Raw genomic sequence first — 15556 nt, 5'->3', positions numbered from 1 at the left:
ACATGATGAAACGAACTATTCAAACATTTTTATTGATTACAATTATGCTTTTCAATTCGCACTGTAAAGGCCAAACCGTAGAAAAAATAGAGAATCATAACATCTATTCCTATAAAAACGGAGATTCTAATGGAATCGGAAAATGGTATAAGGGAAGAGAAATAGCACACGTAATGGGCTTTCAAGGTATGGGTTGGTTAGAACGAACTGAACGTGAAGAGGAAGAGCAGACCTTAAAATTACTTCAAAATATGAATATACAACCCGGAGATACCATCGCTGATATTGGTGCAGGTTCCGGTTATCATGTTTTTAAAATGGCGCCAATAGTTGAGAAAGGACAACTTTATGCAGTGGATTTACAACCAGAAATGTTGGCCGCGATGGCTGTAAAAAAAGAAAATAATCAGCAAAAAAATATCATATTGATACAGGGTACTGAGCAATCGGTCAATTTAACCGAAAATTCTATTGATAAGGTATTGCTGGTAGACGTGTATCATGAATTTAATTTTCCGTTTGAAATGATTCAATCCATTAAAAGAGCAATGCGGCCTGATGCACAACTATACCTCATTGAATATCGTGGGGAAGATGCCTCTGTTCCAATCAAGGAACTGCACAAGATGACCGAAGCCCAAGCCGTTAGTGAAATGAAAGCTGCAGGCTTACTATTAAAACAAAATATAGACAACCTTCCTTGGCAACATTGTATGGTATTTGTAAAGGGTTGATTTCTTTCTTATGAAATACTCAAATGATTTTCTAAATAGGTTTTCATAGCCATATTTATTTCATGTTGATTCGCTAACGGTTCTTTGGTAAATGGTGCTTGAGGCATATAAGGATAAGGTCCAAACTCTGTGGTTATGGTAAAAGCGTCCACAACTTTATGTTCGTTGATTATACGCTGCCACCAATCTAGATAGTGTTTTAGATAGTTTTCCCATTCTGGCGCAAACGGATGGTTTACCTGTGGCGCCTGTTCAAAACCTACCCGGGCATGAATGTGTTGAATGTGTGGAATTATTTTTTTAAGAATGTGTTGCTGATCTTGTAACATACTTTCTGAAACCACGCACCAATGAGACAAATCTCCTACTAATTTTAATTGGGGGTAGAGCTCCAAATAGGAAAGGGTAGTGCCGGAATGAAAAGTAAATCGACCTCTATGAATTTCGTGATAAACAGGAATATTATTTGTTTCAGAAAACGTTTCAATAGCATCTATGACTCTGCAGTTATCATCAAATGAATAGTAGTCCTTACCGGTATGAGAATTTATAAAGTCCGGTTCAAATGGCAACATCCGTTCCAAACGTTTCAAAACAGTAGTAATATAATCATTAACCGTTTCTGATTTTACTTCCAGAACCTGTTGGAGTACGCAAATAAAATTCGGGTCACTTTTTCTTGTAGTATTTAAGACTTCTAAAAATTGCTTTTCATAATCCTTATCGTTTGTGATATTGATTTCGATTCCTTGAAAACCTTGGTCTCTGGCAAGTGCTATAAATGCTGTAGCCGATAAATGTTCACTGCCCCAATAGGGGTACAAATAGTTGATATGCTCCATTTAGTATAACACAGGATTCAAGGGTGAATTAATGGTCTTCCCAATTTGTGCCCCAGGACACCAGGTATCCCAATCGTTCTGTTGGCCATCATTACTCGGTTTTTTCAACTTCATGTCTTTATCCATATAAATAACGGTCATTACTTTACGCATTTTAGTAGTAGTATTTGCGCCTGCACGATGAAAAACCCAACCAGAATGGAAACTGACCTCACCTACATCAAAAGGCTCTATGACATGTTTAAAATCGGTTAATTTCAATCTGTTTTGTATAGCCTTTTCACTTTCATCACTTATAGAAAGTTCTCTACCATCCATAATTTCATGGCTTCCAGCACTGAATTCTAAAGGACCCATAGCTAATGGTGTCTCTTGCAAAGGAATCCAAGCTGTAATAGTTTTATCGGTTTGTAATGGCCAATAGTATTGATCAGCATGCCAAGGTGTTATCCCTCCAGCAGCTTCCTTAAATAACGCTTGATCATGGTATAGTCTCACACCTTCAACTTGCATAAGTTCTGTGGCTATTTGTGCCATCCTCTTTGAGAATATTAGGGTTTTGATTGTTTCATCTTCTTTCCACAAATTGAACAACTGCACAAAGGCTTTTCCATAGGTATCCCTTTTTTCTAATGGTTTTTGCTCTGCATTTATCTCTGCTACTTTTTTTGAAATAACACTGTTGAAATATCCAAGGGTTTCTGCATCAAAAACATCCTTTAATTTTATATAACGATACGTGGTATAAAAATCAATCTGACCTTGGGTAAGGGTATAGTGACTATTCAATAAGACGTCTTTTTTCATAATATGTTGTCTGTATAGTTGCTAAATTAAGCAGTAGACTACGTATAAAGTTTTTCGATTTTAACCAAAACTATGCATATCTAAACCTATAACTCTTAGCTTACTAAGAACTATTGTTTATATTAGTTTTTATGAATCCTGTTATTGAAAAAATCGGTCTCCAAGAATCTGAAAATTCCTTTCACTTCTTTAAACTTGAAGTAAACCAGTTTAAACCCTTTTGGCATTATCATCCTGAGCTAGAACTCACCCTGATTACCGAAGGGCATGGTACACGGTTTATTGGAAATAGTATTCTTCCCTATACCAAAAACGATTTGGTTCTTATAGGCGCCAATCTTCCTCATAATTATAGCTCTGTACATCATCAGCAAGACCAGCAAGGAGCTATAGTGCTCCAATTTCCTTCACATATATTTAATTCATTTAAGGAATGTGAATTATTGCATAACTTATACCAAGAAGCGGAAAGAGGAATACATTTTATCAAACCTACTATACGGACTCTTAAAATGTTACAGAATTTTGAATCGGTTCCCAAAACAGAACAGGTAGCCGTTTTACTTCAAGTACTACATCAATTATACGAACACAAGGATAGAAAATATCTTTCTTCACCATCGTATTTCTATCAAAGAGTAAGTGCTAAATCTCAGGGTAAAATAAAAACCATTACTACGTATATTCTCGAAAATTTAAACAAAAAGCTTACGGTGAAGGAAATGGCAGAGCGAACAAGTATGGTAGAACAATCTTTTTGCAGATGGTTCAAAAAAGCTGTGGGGCATTCATTTGTCACATTTTTAAACACATCAAGAATAGAACAAGCCTGTATGTTCTTACTAACTTCAGATAAACCAATACAGGCCATTGCTTATGACTGTGGCTTTGAAAGCCTCTCTCACTTTAATCGTACTTTCAAAAAACTGAAAGGAAAAAGCCCGAGGGAATTCAGAGCATAAGTGTACTATATTAACAAAATTAAACTTCCACCTCTGTTTCCTTAACTGAATCGATTTCAATCTCAGCTTCTGGTACAGAATCTTTCAAAATATTAAATTTTTCAACACGTTTCATATCATCTTCTTCACCAGAAAAATAAGGGAATACATCCATAATAGGAGATTCAGATATTGCAGGAACGGTATATTCACCCATGGTATCTTTCATCACGCTAATGGTATTGTCATAGGCTTCTTTAACATCATTCGCCTGAATCAATAAATACATATTGGTCTTACGCTCTTTGCCGCTTTCTTCATCAAAGGCTATTAACGACACTCTAGATTTAAACCAACGATCAGAATTCTCAAAAGGGTGAATTTCTGCATAGTTGGCAACTTTGATATTGGTAATCTTAATTTCTTCACTATCGCTTAAATAGGCTGACATTTCTTCAGTAATTCTGCTTTCTGCTTCAGTATAAGAAATTGCATCCACCAAAAAAGGTTCGGTCTTTACCTTTTGCATACCAGAAGCTTCGTCTAGTTTTCTATATTTTACTTTACACTCGTACCATGTTGCACTCATATTATGTTGTTTTAGGGGTGTCAAATATAGGTTTTAGCCCTAGTTTGCTTGGATAAAAACAGGAATAGATATTCACAATTTTGCAGTAAGATGTATAGTGTATTTAATGTGAGGTACTTAGCGATTTTAAGAATGGAATTTTAAATCAATAAAACAAATTGAATTATACCCTTAATCTGTGGACTTAGAATAATTCTTGCTTGACCTGTTCAAAATATGAATCACTAACGGGTATGTTTATTTTGGTTAGCAATAAGTCTCTGCCTTTTAAACCTGTCACCTTTGTTTTATTAACGATATATGATCGGTGTACACGCATAAATAGGGTACTCGGTAATTCTTGTTCTACTGTTTTTAATCGTTGGTTACTTATAATTTTCTTGGCGGCCATTTGAAAGGTCACATATTCACTATCACTTTCGATATATAGAATATCATCATAGTTCACCTTATGTAAGTCGTAGCCAGATTTTATTGTGAAAGAATCCGTCGCATCGATAACAGTACTCGTTTTTACTTTATTGACAGCGGTAACAAAACGTTCAAAAGTAATTGGTTTTAAAAGATAATCTACGGCATTCAATTCATATCCTTCAAGTGCATATTCAGAGTATGCAGTAGTGAATATGATGCTGGTTTCAGAACCTATCATTTTAGCAAAAGTTGTTCCTTTTAATTCTGGCATTTGAATGTCTAGAAACAAAAGGTCTACAGGCTGCTGCTTCATTATTTCTAAAGCTCTTATAGGGTTTTCAGCCGAACCTACAAGGTTCAAAAAGTCTAATTTCTCAATGTAAGTAGCAAGTAGTGTACGTGCCAATTCCTCATCATCGACCACCATACAATTAATTTTAGCCATGTAGTTCAAGTTTTAGGTTTACTTTGAATGTTTTAGAAGTTTCATCGATAACCAATTGATGTCTTTTTGGGTATAAGATAGCTAAACGTTTTTTTACATTATCAATTCCGATTCCACCAACTGCATCTGTCACCAATGGTGTATTTGGTTTGCTATTTTCAATTTCAAAATCTATGCTATTATTGTTGGCATTAATTTTTAACCGAATGAAAGTATCTGTTATTTTTTCAATATTACTATGCTTCAATGCATTTTCCAAGAACGGAATCAACAACATAGGTACTATTTGAATATTCTCGTTACCGACAACAAACGAAGTTGTTATAGGATAAGCTTTACTACTTTTTAAAGAAAATAATTTGATATAGTTTCCTATGTAATCCATTTCTTTATGAAGTGGAACAATTTCCTGCTCACATTCATATAATACATACCGTAACATATCTGAGAGGTAACTAATACTTTGTTGAGTTTTTCCAGAATCAATAGCAGATAACGCATAAATATTGTTCAATGCATTGAATAGAAAATGCGGATTTATTTGTGATTTCAGCAGCTTCAGTTCGGTCTGTAGCGATTCATTTTTATTGATAATTATTTCTTCTTCCTTACGCTGGGCGAACAAAAATGTTTCCACAAACGTGGCTATGATATAGGCTATTGTAATCAATAATAGGTTTATGAAAAACTTAGAAGGCGGTCTACGCTCCATTCCAATTGGAGGTCCCATTTCTATTCCTGGTCCGGGTTTTGGAAATATGTTAGTTAACATAAATGTACCAACTAACACCAACACTAGGGATACTAGTATAAATGTCACATATTTTTTTTTCAATAATAAGAACGGTGAAGTGTAATAAATCAATGCGGCTACGGTCAAAATTTGAACTATAAAAGACAGGCCATTATCCCTCAGAAAGCCAAAATCCAATCCAATAAAAAACCATGCGGTAGACCAAATAATCAACCACAGTACAATATGAAAAATAAAACGTTTGTGTGAATTCATACTACAAATTAAAGGAATTAAAAATCAATCCAACCTTAAAAATATTGCTCTTACCAATGGTGAAATAGGTGTTCACCAGCCAATAAGCAATGTTCACTTAATACTAGTCCGCATACTCTTAAAACTCCCATTCTGCATTGAACATATGTACATCTTTGTCAGTATAATATTGAATTTAAAATAATAAATAGATGAAACGTACTACACTAAAAAAAGGAATTTTAATTGGATTGATAGCCTTGCTGGGAACAGTAAGTATGAACGCTCAGTCTAAAAGTGACAGAAAAGAACCGCCTTCATTCACTGAACTTTTAAAGCAGATGGATAAAAACGAGGATGGTAAACTTTCTAAAAACGAAGTAAAAGGACCACTAAAAAATGATTTCGCTAAGATAGACACCGATAAAAACGGTTTTATTTCAAAAAAAGAGTTGGAAAATGCACCTAAGCCAAAAGGGAGACCAAAAAATTAATACTAGATCAGTTCATTCATAAATCATAAATCATAATTCAAAAATAGATGAAATTTAAAAACAGAATTGCCTCAGCTTCAACCTTAAAAACAATGATGTTTTTCATGTTCATTACCATTTTCATGGCTTGTAGTGAAGATGAAGTTGTAAAGGATGTTGAACAAGAAATAATAGAGGAAGAAGTTACAACTGTTGTTGATGATACAGATTTCGAAGCAATGGATTGGACTGTTGAATCACATAGTAAAGATGCAGACCCAGATTTCGAGCAGGTATTTGAAGATAATGCGGTAAAACGATTAGATATTGTGATTACCGAAACACGTTGGGCTAGTATGTTAGAAGATATGACCAACCTATACGGATCTTTTGGGACTTCTAGTCAAGGTGGCCCAGGCGGTGGAGGCCCTGTTGCAACCACCACTGAAGAAGATCCTATTTTTGTACCCGCCGAAGTCTTTTATGAAGGTAAAGAGTGGTATAGGGTAGGGGTTCGTTTTAAAGGCAATTCTAGTCTTCAGTCAGCTTGGCAAGCAGGTAATTTAAAACTATCATTTAAACTTGATTTTGACGAGTTTGAAGATGATTATCCTCAAATAGACAACCAACGTTTTTATGGATTTAAAAAATTAAGTCTTAAAAATAATTTTGATGATAAATCGATGCTGCGAGAAAAGGTAGCAACTGATATTTTTCGCAACGTCGGTCTTGCGGCTTCTCACACTGCTTTTTACACAGTGTATGTTGACCATGGCGACGGACCTGTTTATTTTGGAGTGTACACCTTAGTCGAAGAAGTTGATGATACTGTTATAGACGAGCAATTTTCAGACAACGATGGAAATTTATACAAACCAGATGGTGATGCAGCAACTTTTGCAGCCGGAACTTATGATGAAGATGAATACGTTAAGAAAACTAATGAGGATGATGCCGATTTTTCAGACATAGAAGCATTATTAAATACGCTAAACGATGGTAGCAGAAGTACAGATGTTGCTAGCTGGAGAACAAATTTAGATGCTGTTTTTGATACGGATGGATTTTTGAAATATTTGGCAACCAATACAGTTATTCAAAATTGGGATACATATGGTAGAATGTCTCATAACTACTACTTGTACAACAATCTAGACACTGGCAAATTGACCTGGATACCTTGGGATAATAATGAAGCCCTTCAAGAGGGTAAAAGGGGTGGTTCTCCAGAACTTGACTTTTCTGATGTAACTGCTGCCCAATGGCCATTAATCTCATATTTATATGCAGATGAGCAATACAGGGCTAAATATGATACATACGTTCAAGAAGTTGTAGATGGTGCATTTAATGAAGCTACAATGCAAGCATTATATGCAAACTACGCAGCATTGATTGAACCGTATGCAACTTCTGAAATTGAAGGTCATACATTTTTAAATTCTAGTGCTGATTTTCAAAACGCTGTAAACGAACTGAACGTTCATGTTACCAGTAGGGCATCAGCAGTAAATAATTATTTGAATTAATACATTGTGTTGTGTTTAGTTTGTAAAGCTTCATGAGTAAAATCATGAAGCTTTATTTTTCAACACGAAATTTTAAAATCGATAAAAACAAGGGAAACTGTAATGATGTTATTCAGAAAAATTAGAACAAAATTAGTGTCTTTAAATAAGTTTAAAAGCTATTTCATTTATGCACTTGGTGAAATTCTATTGATTGTTGTCGGGATATTAATTGCGTGGAAAATCAATACTTTAAATGATATTAAAAAAAATAGGATTGTAGAGTTAAAAATATATAAGAGTTTAAGTCAAGAATTAGATACCAATTTAATTGTTTTGGATAGTGCGATAATTGGTTATTCCAATAGCATTCAAAAACTTCAAAATACACTCAACTATTTAGGGGTACAGCCAAATGAATTAACACATGAGGCCAAAGAATTAATTGTTAGCATTGACTATAGAAAAACTACAGTGCGAAACGAAGCAATTAATTCGATTAATGTCACCAACAAATTTGAGTTTATTCAAAGTGATTCACTAAAGCAACTAATTGCAGCATACCCTAATGAACTAGATAGTTTTGATAATGAACAAGCAAAGATTGAAAACATCATAACATCTCGTTTAAAACCAATAATTGAAAAACATATTTCCTTAATAGATATTCTTCCACAGAATAGTTACAACTACAGGAGAGTTAAAAATTTTGGTAAGCAATCAAATTATTCAGATTTATTGGATAGTAGAGAATATCAAAATAGTGTTATTGCTAGATTACTGCATACTAAAGAACAATTGACCATTGCAAAGAATTTAAGGCAAAAAACCAAAACTATTACTATTAAACTGAATAAAGAATTGAGCCAACCATAAAATCCAATATTTAAATCCAAACTATTCCAGACAAATACGATTTATCACCTAAAAAACATATCGAATAAATACTCATCTAAATATTTACCTAAAAATAAATGCTGCAATGATGGTATAATACCTATAAAACCTCCCAAAATTCAAAGTCACAAATTTATTTACCATTTCAAATTGGTCATTCACTGAAAAGCAAGCTCCATTCACTTAATAGTAAATTCTGATGTGGATTTAGTTACTATTCTTGTAGTCAAATAGCAGATAAACAAATGCTTAAATATCATAGTATGAAAAATAAAATAGTACATAGAATTGCATCATTCACCCTTATTTTAGGGCTATTGTTTATAACCTTTATTGCATGTAGCAGTGATAGTATAAGTGATGCAACCCTTGAAGAAGATATGAATGATGATTCAGATGAAACGATAGTAACTGAACTACATGCTGCCTACGCAGCCTTTAATACAGATGCGGTAACTATCTATTTAGATGGATATGAGGTAGTTATTGAAACGACAGGTTTACCAAATCACGAAACTGTATATTGGGGTGAGGGAAATGATCTTTATCGAAAAGAGCCCGATGTAGATGTTACACCAAGTATTATGTCGAGTAATAACAACGCAACTACGATACGAGTAGATGCAACACCAAATCTTACTGGTAATACCACATCAACAGACTTTAATACAATTGGTATAGCTGTAAGTGGTTCTTCAATATTTAATGATCAAGAAGGTGGTGGAGCTCTAGATCAAGCAGCTGCTAGTTTAGATTGGACAGGCGCTCATATAGGTCCTGGAGTATATCACTATCATTTAGAGCCAAAAGCATTTACTGATGATGATGAAAAATTGGTTGGTATTTTGTTGGATGGCGTTTTTCTTTATGGAAGAAAATGTAATACTACAGGAGCTTATCCAACAGATTTAGATGCTTCTGGTGGGCATACATCTGCTACTCAATATACCGATGGTGCAGAAGAATACCATTACCAAATCATTAATGAGATTTACTCAACAACAGGTTCTTTTCTTGCTTTTGCAGGACCTTACCAAGGATATTAAAAGATGAAAAAAAATCTTCTCTTTCATATAATTCTGATTGTGTTCTTATTTCAAGTTGGTTGTAAAAACACATCTGAACCAAAAATGGCAATCGAAAAAATTATAGAAATTAGTCAAGAAACTAAATTTAAAGAAGAGTTGACATTAAACCAACTAGAAGGAACTTGGTATTACAAAAACTCACCTTATGATGGTTATGCTTTAACCTTACATGAGAATGGAACCTTAGCAGAAAAGGTGGGTTTTTTTAAAGGAAAAAGAGAAGGAGTAGCCGAAAAATGGTCTAAAGCCGGAGTATTACGCGTTGAATATCATTATAAAAATAACCGTTTAGAAGGTAGTTATAAAAGCTGGTGGGAAAATGGCGAATTAGCTCAAGAAGCCAACTATACCAATGGAAACATGAATGGTGTAGAAAAAAAATGGTACTCAGACGGTCAACTGGCAAAACAACGCCAATTAGTAAGCGGCAAGGAAGAAGGTCTTCAAAAAGCATGGTTAGAAAATGGAACGTTATATGTTAATTATGAAGCTAAAAACGGACGTATTTTCGGTTTACGAAGAGCGAATTCGTGTTATCAATTAGAAAACGAAAAAGTAGTTAGAGATGAATAAATCCGTAGTTTTAATACTCATTTTAGTAGCTTTTGCCAGTTGTGAAAAAACGGTAAAGAAAAATAATATACAAGTTACTGAGACCAGTAGGGTAGAATACCTTCCGTATTATAATGACGAATCTTTTACCCCTAATTGGTTAACGCCGAATACTAAAGAAGAAAAAGAGTTTCATAAGATTCCCGATTTTAAACTTGTAGACCAGTTGGGCGATACTTTGACCCAAAAATCATTTGAAAATAAAATTTATATTACAGATTTCTTCTTTACTAGTTGCCCAGGTATCTGTCTAAAGATGACGAATAATATGACCAAGGTACAAGAAGAATTTTTAGATAATCCTGAAGTTTCCATATTGTCACATTCAGTAACACCTTCTATAGATTCTGTTTCTGTGCTTAAAACATACGCTGATAAAAATGGTATTATCGATTCTAAATGGCATTTGGTTACAGGTGATAAAACTGAAATCTATAACCTAGGTAGAAACCAATATTTTGTAGAGAATGATTTAGGAATTTCTAAAGACATCAACGATTTTTTGCATACTGAGAACTTTCTACTCATAGACAAGAACAAACATATTCGTGGTATTTATAATGGGCTAAACAGAGCTTCAATCGCACAATTAATTACCGATGCGAATGCTTTATTGAAAGAAGGTTAATTGCTAAAGTATCAGCAAACTTCCAATTACTCCTAACTTGTTTTCAGTCAGTACACATACACTACGTCTTAAATAAAAAATTCATACTTTTAACAAGCTTACGAACATTCTTCCCCGGTTTATACAAGCAATAACCTTGTAAATTATACCACATGCCTATATACATGGATCGCCACGATGTGTCGGAAGGAGTTACCGCTGAAGATGTGGCCGCTCTTCATAACGAAGATCTTTTAATTCAACATAAATTTTGCTGTAAAGGCCTTAGTTATTGGTTCGATGAGAATCGTAATACAGCTTTTTGTCTGGTTGAAGCTCCTAATAAAGAGGCTATTATAGAAATGCATGCCAAGGCACATGGCGAAGTACCCAATAGCATTATTGAAGTTGATACCAGTATTGTAGAATCTTTTTTAGGTCGAATAGAGGATCCTGCGAAATCCCAGAAAAAAGAGTTGAACATTATCAATAATCCGGCTTTTCGCGTCTTAGCAGTACTTAAATTTATTGAGGATGGACAGACTATTTTACCTACGGATGCACATTTAACGCAAATCAAAACCACCATTGAAAACTTTGATGGCCGTCTAATTGATAGCCATAACAACCATCTATTAATTTCATTTACTTCGACTACCAAAGCCTTAGATGCCACTTTAGTTTTAAAAAAATTATTTTCAGCTTCAAAAATTGATGCTAAACAAATACGAATAGGTATTAGTGCAGGCGTGCCTGTTACGAAACAACATGGCTTTTTCGAAGAAACTATTAAAACTGCTATGCGTTTAACTATAATGCATCAGCAGCAAATTATTATTACTACAGAGGTAAAAGAACTCTATGAAAGTGAAAACCGAAACCATAAATTAAATACTGAGGAATTTATAACACTACCATTTCAAGAAGAGCAGTTTTTAAATGATTTGATGAATTATCTTGAAAATGAATGGCAAAATCCTGATTTAGGTGTAGATGATTTTTGCTCACATTTAGGATTGAGTACCTCTCAATTATACCGTAAAACAAAAGGACTATTACAGACCTCAACCAATAATCTAATTCAAAAATATCGATTAGATAAAGCATTTAAGTTATTGCTCAAAAAGGAAATAAATATCTCTGAAATAGCTTTTGAAACAGGGTTCAATAGTGCTGCCTATTTTACAAAATGTTTTCAAAAAAAATATGGTTTTTCTCCTTCTTCCTTAGCTAAGCATACATAAGAATCTAAGATAAAGGACATTATGCTCTGAACGAAAAGTGTTAGTGTTTGGTTGAAATGTGGAGTTTGCTATAAAAAATCATGGTTAGTTTTGGAATATATAACCTAAACTATTAACATCATGAAAAAAATTATTATTCTCATTTATGGAATCCTAGCCTATATTATTTTTCTGGTTTCATTCGTATATGCTATTGGTTTTGTAAATACTATTTGGGTACCCAAAGGAATAGATTCAGGAGCAGAAATTGATATGATGACCTCATTGCTCACTAATATAGGTTTGTTAAGCTTATTCGCCGTTCAGCATAGTGTTATGGCAAGGCCAACCTTTAAAAATTGGTGGATAAAAATTATAGGTAAACCGGCAGAAAGAAGCACCTATATTCTATTAACCAGCCTCGCCCTGTTACTTATATTTTGGAAATGGCAACCAATGACCGATACAATTTGGACTGTTGAAAATAGCGTAATGGAAATCAGCATACAAGTTCTCTATTTTATAGGATGGACAATTGTACTATTATCTACTTTTATGATTAGTCATTTTGAACTCTTCGGTCTTACCCAAATTGTCGATAACCTTAAAAACAAGGTAACACGATTTCCATCATTTCAGACTAACCTTTTCTATGGCTTGGTACGGCATCCAATTATGTTAGGCTTTTTAATCGCTTTTTGGGCAACACCAACCATGACTTTAGGGCATTTAGTATTCGCCATAGTTACCTCAACTTATATTCTAGTTGCCGTAAAGTTCTTAGAAGAAAAGGACCTTGAAAAGGCATTAGGCAAGACATATACAGACTATCAAAAAAAGGTACCTATGCTTATTCCATTTACAAAACTATCTAAAGAATAATCAAGAAGCATATTTAAGTATGAAAATATGACTATTTAATATCATTGCTTTTAACCGTCATACAGAATCATTGTCTGCAATTTATCAATTTAAAATCCACTTGATATAAATATAAATACAATCATGAAAACCGAAAATCAATCCATCACTCCAGAATTAATAGAACGTTTGCGAAATCAATTAAAAGGTAAAATAATTACACCTAATGATGCTGTATATAATGAAACCAGAAAGGTCTATAATGCCATGATTGATAAACACCCAGGCGCGTTTGCTATGTGTACAAATATTGAAGATGTAAAAACCTCCATAGATTTTGGTCGGAATAATAATCTACTGGTTTCTATTAGAGGTGGAGGCCATAATGGAGGCGGATTAGGATTGTGCGATGGCGGATTGGTCATAGATTTATCTGGGGTTAATTCGATAGCAGTCGATGCTAAAACTAATACCGTGAAAGTTGGTGGTGGTTGTATTTGGGCGGATGTTGATAAGGCTACTCATGAATTCGGACTAGCAATACCTTCAGGTATGGTATCGACTACGGGTGTTGGCGGACTTACCCTTGGTGGTGGCGTTGGGTATTTAGCTCGTAAATACGGACTCACCATTGATAATCTCTTGGGAGCCGAAATGGTGTTGGCAGATGGCGCTATTGTTACCGTTAATGAAAATGAACATTCAGATTTGTTTTGGGCCATTCGTGGTGGTGGTGGAAATTTTGGGGTGGTTACCGAATTTATTTTTCAAGCACATTCCTTAAAAACCGTGTATGGCGGTCCAACATTATGGCCTATTGAACAAGTTGAAGAAATTATGGAATGGTTTGATGGTTTTATACGTACAGCTTCTGAAGATATCAATGGATTTATCGCTACAATGATTATTCCAGAATCACCATTTCCAGCACATTTACACAACAAAAAGTTCTGTGGCATTGTTTGGTGTTATGTAGGTGATATGGATAAAGCAGAGAAAGCCTTTGCACCAATTTTGGCCATGAAACCCATGTTTTCCCATGTTGGAGAAATACCTTATCCTACAATTCAGACCATGTTCGACGGTCTATTACCTACTGGTTTACAGTGGTACTGGCGTGCTGATTTTTTCAATACATTAACCCCAGAAATTACCACTCAACATTTAAAGTATGGATCTCAAATACCAACGCCGTTGTCGCAGATGCATTTATACCCAATTTCTGGTGCGGCAAGTAGGGTAGGAGCTACAGATACCCCTTGGGCCTACCGTGATGCAGATTATTGTGGTGTGTATATTGGCGTTGACCCAGACCCGAAAAATGCAGCTAAAATCACGAAGTGGTGTAAAGACTATTATGAAGCCTTACATCCATATTCTGCAGGCGGTGCGTATTCTAATTTTTTAATGGATGAAGGTCAAGAACGGGTTCAAGCAAGCTACAAACAAAATTATACGCGATTGGCAAGTATAAAACATCAGTATGACCCAACCAACTTTTTCAGGGTAAACCAAAATATTATTCCCAAATCGTAACTTGAGGAAATCAAAAAAAAGCACAATATAAAAAGTGGTGTATTATGTAGCCATTTCTATTGATGGGTTTATCTGTGGGGTCGATGGTGATATTAACGGATTAGTAGACAAAGGTAACGGTGTTACAACCTGCCTAGACGACTTAAAGGAGTATGAACCTGTAATTATGGGGCGAAAAACCTATGTAATAATTTATCAGTACTATAAATAAGCAATAGAATAGTGACTAACAAAAAAAGCCTGTAAACAATAGTCTACAGGCTTTTACTATTTTAAATACTACCATTTTACTTCAACGATGCCAATAATTTCTCTGCAACCAATTCAGATGATGCCGGATTTTGTCCGGTTATCAAATTACCTTCTTGTATGGCATAAGCAGCCCAATCCTCTTTTTTAGAATAGATTCCGCCATTTTCTTTCAACATATCTTCTACTAAGAAAGGTACTACCTCTGTCAATTGAACAGCCTCTTCCTCTGTATTGGTGAATCCCGTAACTTTTTTACCTTTTACTAACGGATTTCCATCAGTCCCTTTTACATTTTTCAACGCAGCTGGAGCATGACATACAAAACCAATTGGCTTTTCTTGCTCGTTAAAGGTCTCAATTAATTTTATTGAAATAGCATCGTTTGCTAAATCCCACAAAGGTCCGTGACCACCTGGGTAAAACACTGCATCATAATCAGAAGCATTTATATCTGCCAAAACTTTAGTGTTGGCAATAATATCTTGTGCTGCTTTATCTTCTTTGAAACGTTTAGTATCCTTAGTCTGTGCATCTTCTGTATCACTACTAGGGTCTATAGGTGCTTTTCCTCCTTTAGGTGTAGCCACTGTGATATCAATACCTTTATCCAATAATGTATAGTACGGACTAGCAAATTCTTCAATCCAAAACCCTGTCTTCTTTCCTGTGTCTCCCAATGTGTCATGAGAGGTTAGTACAAATAATATTTTCATTTTCTCTTTTTTAATTTATTGATTAA

General features: G+C 34.5%; 18 protein-coding genes. 12 read left to right on the top strand and 6 right to left on the bottom strand.

Annotated features, from left to right (window positions below; all coding sequences use genetic code 11):
- Window positions 1-2: 2 nt before the first annotated feature.
- Entirely contained in the window at window positions 3-734 is a 732-nt protein-coding gene (locus tag ES765_RS11310; protein ID WP_317131408.1) for a class I SAM-dependent methyltransferase, read from the top strand.
- A gap of 8 nt (window positions 735-742) precedes the next feature.
- Here ES765_RS11310 and ES765_RS11305 read toward each other — a convergent pair whose 3' ends face one another.
- Window positions 743-1576 carry a sugar phosphate isomerase/epimerase gene (locus ES765_RS11305; protein ID WP_138114412.1) on the bottom strand — a complete coding sequence of 278 codons (834 nt, stop codon included), beginning with the start codon at window positions 1574-1576 and terminating at the stop codon, window positions 743-745.
- Window positions 1577-2383 carry a phytanoyl-CoA dioxygenase family protein gene (locus ES765_RS11300; RefSeq protein ID WP_138114410.1) on the bottom strand — a complete coding sequence of 269 codons (807 nt, stop codon included), beginning with the start codon at window positions 2381-2383 and terminating at the stop codon, window positions 1577-1579.
- A 131-nt stretch (window positions 2384-2514) separates the two neighbouring features.
- On the opposite strand from ES765_RS11300, the gene ES765_RS11295 reads away from it, so the two are divergent.
- Window positions 2515-3345, top strand: coding sequence for an AraC family transcriptional regulator (locus ES765_RS11295; protein ID WP_138114408.1), 831 nt, complete (start codon window positions 2515-2517; stop codon window positions 3343-3345).
- Between the two features lie 19 nt (window positions 3346-3364).
- Here ES765_RS11295 and ES765_RS11290 read toward each other — a convergent pair whose 3' ends face one another.
- The 3 genes from ES765_RS11290 to ES765_RS11280 form a co-directional block, all read right to left on the bottom strand.
- Complete coding sequence (locus ES765_RS11290) at window positions 3365-3913, bottom strand: DUF4494 domain-containing protein (protein ID WP_138114406.1); 549 nt, start codon at window positions 3911-3913, stop codon at window positions 3365-3367.
- Between the two features lie 184 nt (window positions 3914-4097).
- Window positions 4098-4772 (bottom strand): LytR/AlgR family response regulator transcription factor, encoded by a 675-nt coding sequence (locus ES765_RS11285; protein WP_138114404.1) that lies wholly within the window; start codon window positions 4770-4772, stop codon window positions 4098-4100.
- Window positions 4765-5781, bottom strand: a complete 1017-nt coding sequence (locus ES765_RS11280) for a sensor histidine kinase (protein ID WP_138114402.1) — start codon at window positions 5779-5781, stop codon at window positions 4765-4767. Before ES765_RS11280 ends, ES765_RS11285 begins: the two co-directional genes overlap by 8 nt.
- A 191-nt stretch (window positions 5782-5972) precedes the next feature.
- Between ES765_RS11280 and ES765_RS11275 the strand changes: the two genes are divergently transcribed.
- The 10 genes from ES765_RS11275 to ES765_RS21750 all read left to right on the top strand — a co-directional run bounded on the left by ES765_RS11275 (window position 5973) and on the right by ES765_RS21750 (window position 14776).
- Window positions 5973-6254, top strand: a complete 282-nt coding sequence (locus ES765_RS11275) for an EF-hand domain-containing protein (RefSeq protein WP_138114400.1) — start codon at window positions 5973-5975, stop codon at window positions 6252-6254.
- A gap of 47 nt (window positions 6255-6301) precedes the next feature.
- Window positions 6302-7762 (top strand): CotH kinase family protein, encoded by a 1461-nt coding sequence (locus ES765_RS11270; protein ID WP_138114398.1) that lies wholly within the window; start codon window positions 6302-6304, stop codon window positions 7760-7762.
- Window positions 7763-7864: 102 nt separating this feature from the next.
- Complete coding sequence (locus ES765_RS11265; protein WP_138114396.1) at window positions 7865-8617, top strand: hypothetical protein; 753 nt, start codon at window positions 7865-7867, stop codon at window positions 8615-8617.
- Between the two features lie 284 nt (window positions 8618-8901).
- The gene (locus ES765_RS11260; RefSeq protein WP_138114393.1) at window positions 8902-9684 is read left to right on the top strand and encodes a YHYH protein; all 783 of its coding nucleotides are present in this window, start codon (window positions 8902-8904) and stop codon (window positions 9682-9684) included.
- Window positions 9685-9687: 3 nt separating this feature from the next.
- The gene (locus ES765_RS11255; protein ID WP_138114390.1) at window positions 9688-10299 is read left to right on the top strand and encodes a toxin-antitoxin system YwqK family antitoxin; all 612 of its coding nucleotides are present in this window, start codon (window positions 9688-9690) and stop codon (window positions 10297-10299) included.
- A complete protein-coding gene (locus ES765_RS11250; protein ID WP_138114387.1) occupies window positions 10292-10966 on the top strand; it encodes an SCO family protein in 675 nt (224 codons plus the stop codon). The genes ES765_RS11255 and ES765_RS11250 overlap by 8 nt, the downstream gene beginning before the upstream one ends.
- Before the next feature lie 152 nt (window positions 10967-11118).
- Window positions 11119-12189 (top strand): nickel-binding protein, encoded by a 1071-nt coding sequence (locus ES765_RS11245; RefSeq protein ID WP_138114384.1) that lies wholly within the window; start codon window positions 11119-11121, stop codon window positions 12187-12189.
- A 120-nt stretch (window positions 12190-12309) separates the two neighbouring features.
- Entirely contained in the window at window positions 12310-13050 is a 741-nt protein-coding gene (gene mddA, locus ES765_RS11240; RefSeq protein WP_138114381.1) for a methanethiol S-methyltransferase, read from the top strand.
- 123 nt (window positions 13051-13173) lie between these two features.
- Entirely contained in the window at window positions 13174-14565 is a 1392-nt protein-coding gene (locus ES765_RS11235) for an FAD-binding oxidoreductase (RefSeq protein WP_138114378.1), read from the top strand.
- 34 nt (window positions 14566-14599) lie between these two features.
- Complete coding sequence (locus tag ES765_RS21750; RefSeq protein WP_171017290.1) at window positions 14600-14776, top strand: hypothetical protein; 177 nt, start codon at window positions 14600-14602, stop codon at window positions 14774-14776.
- 76 nt (window positions 14777-14852) lie between these two features.
- Here ES765_RS21750 and ES765_RS11230 read toward each other — a convergent pair whose 3' ends face one another.
- Window positions 14853-15530, bottom strand: a complete 678-nt coding sequence (locus ES765_RS11230; RefSeq protein WP_138114375.1) for a type 1 glutamine amidotransferase domain-containing protein — start codon at window positions 15528-15530, stop codon at window positions 14853-14855.
- Window positions 15531-15556: the final 26 nt, after the last annotated feature.

The sequence above is a fragment of the Maribacter sp. ACAM166 genome (assembly GCF_005771495.1).
In the GTDB taxonomy this organism is placed as follows: Bacteria; Bacteroidota; Bacteroidia; order Flavobacteriales; family Flavobacteriaceae; genus Maribacter.
The sequence above is the reverse complement of the archived record's forward strand: the minus strand, read 5'-3'. Positions and strand labels throughout refer to the sequence as shown.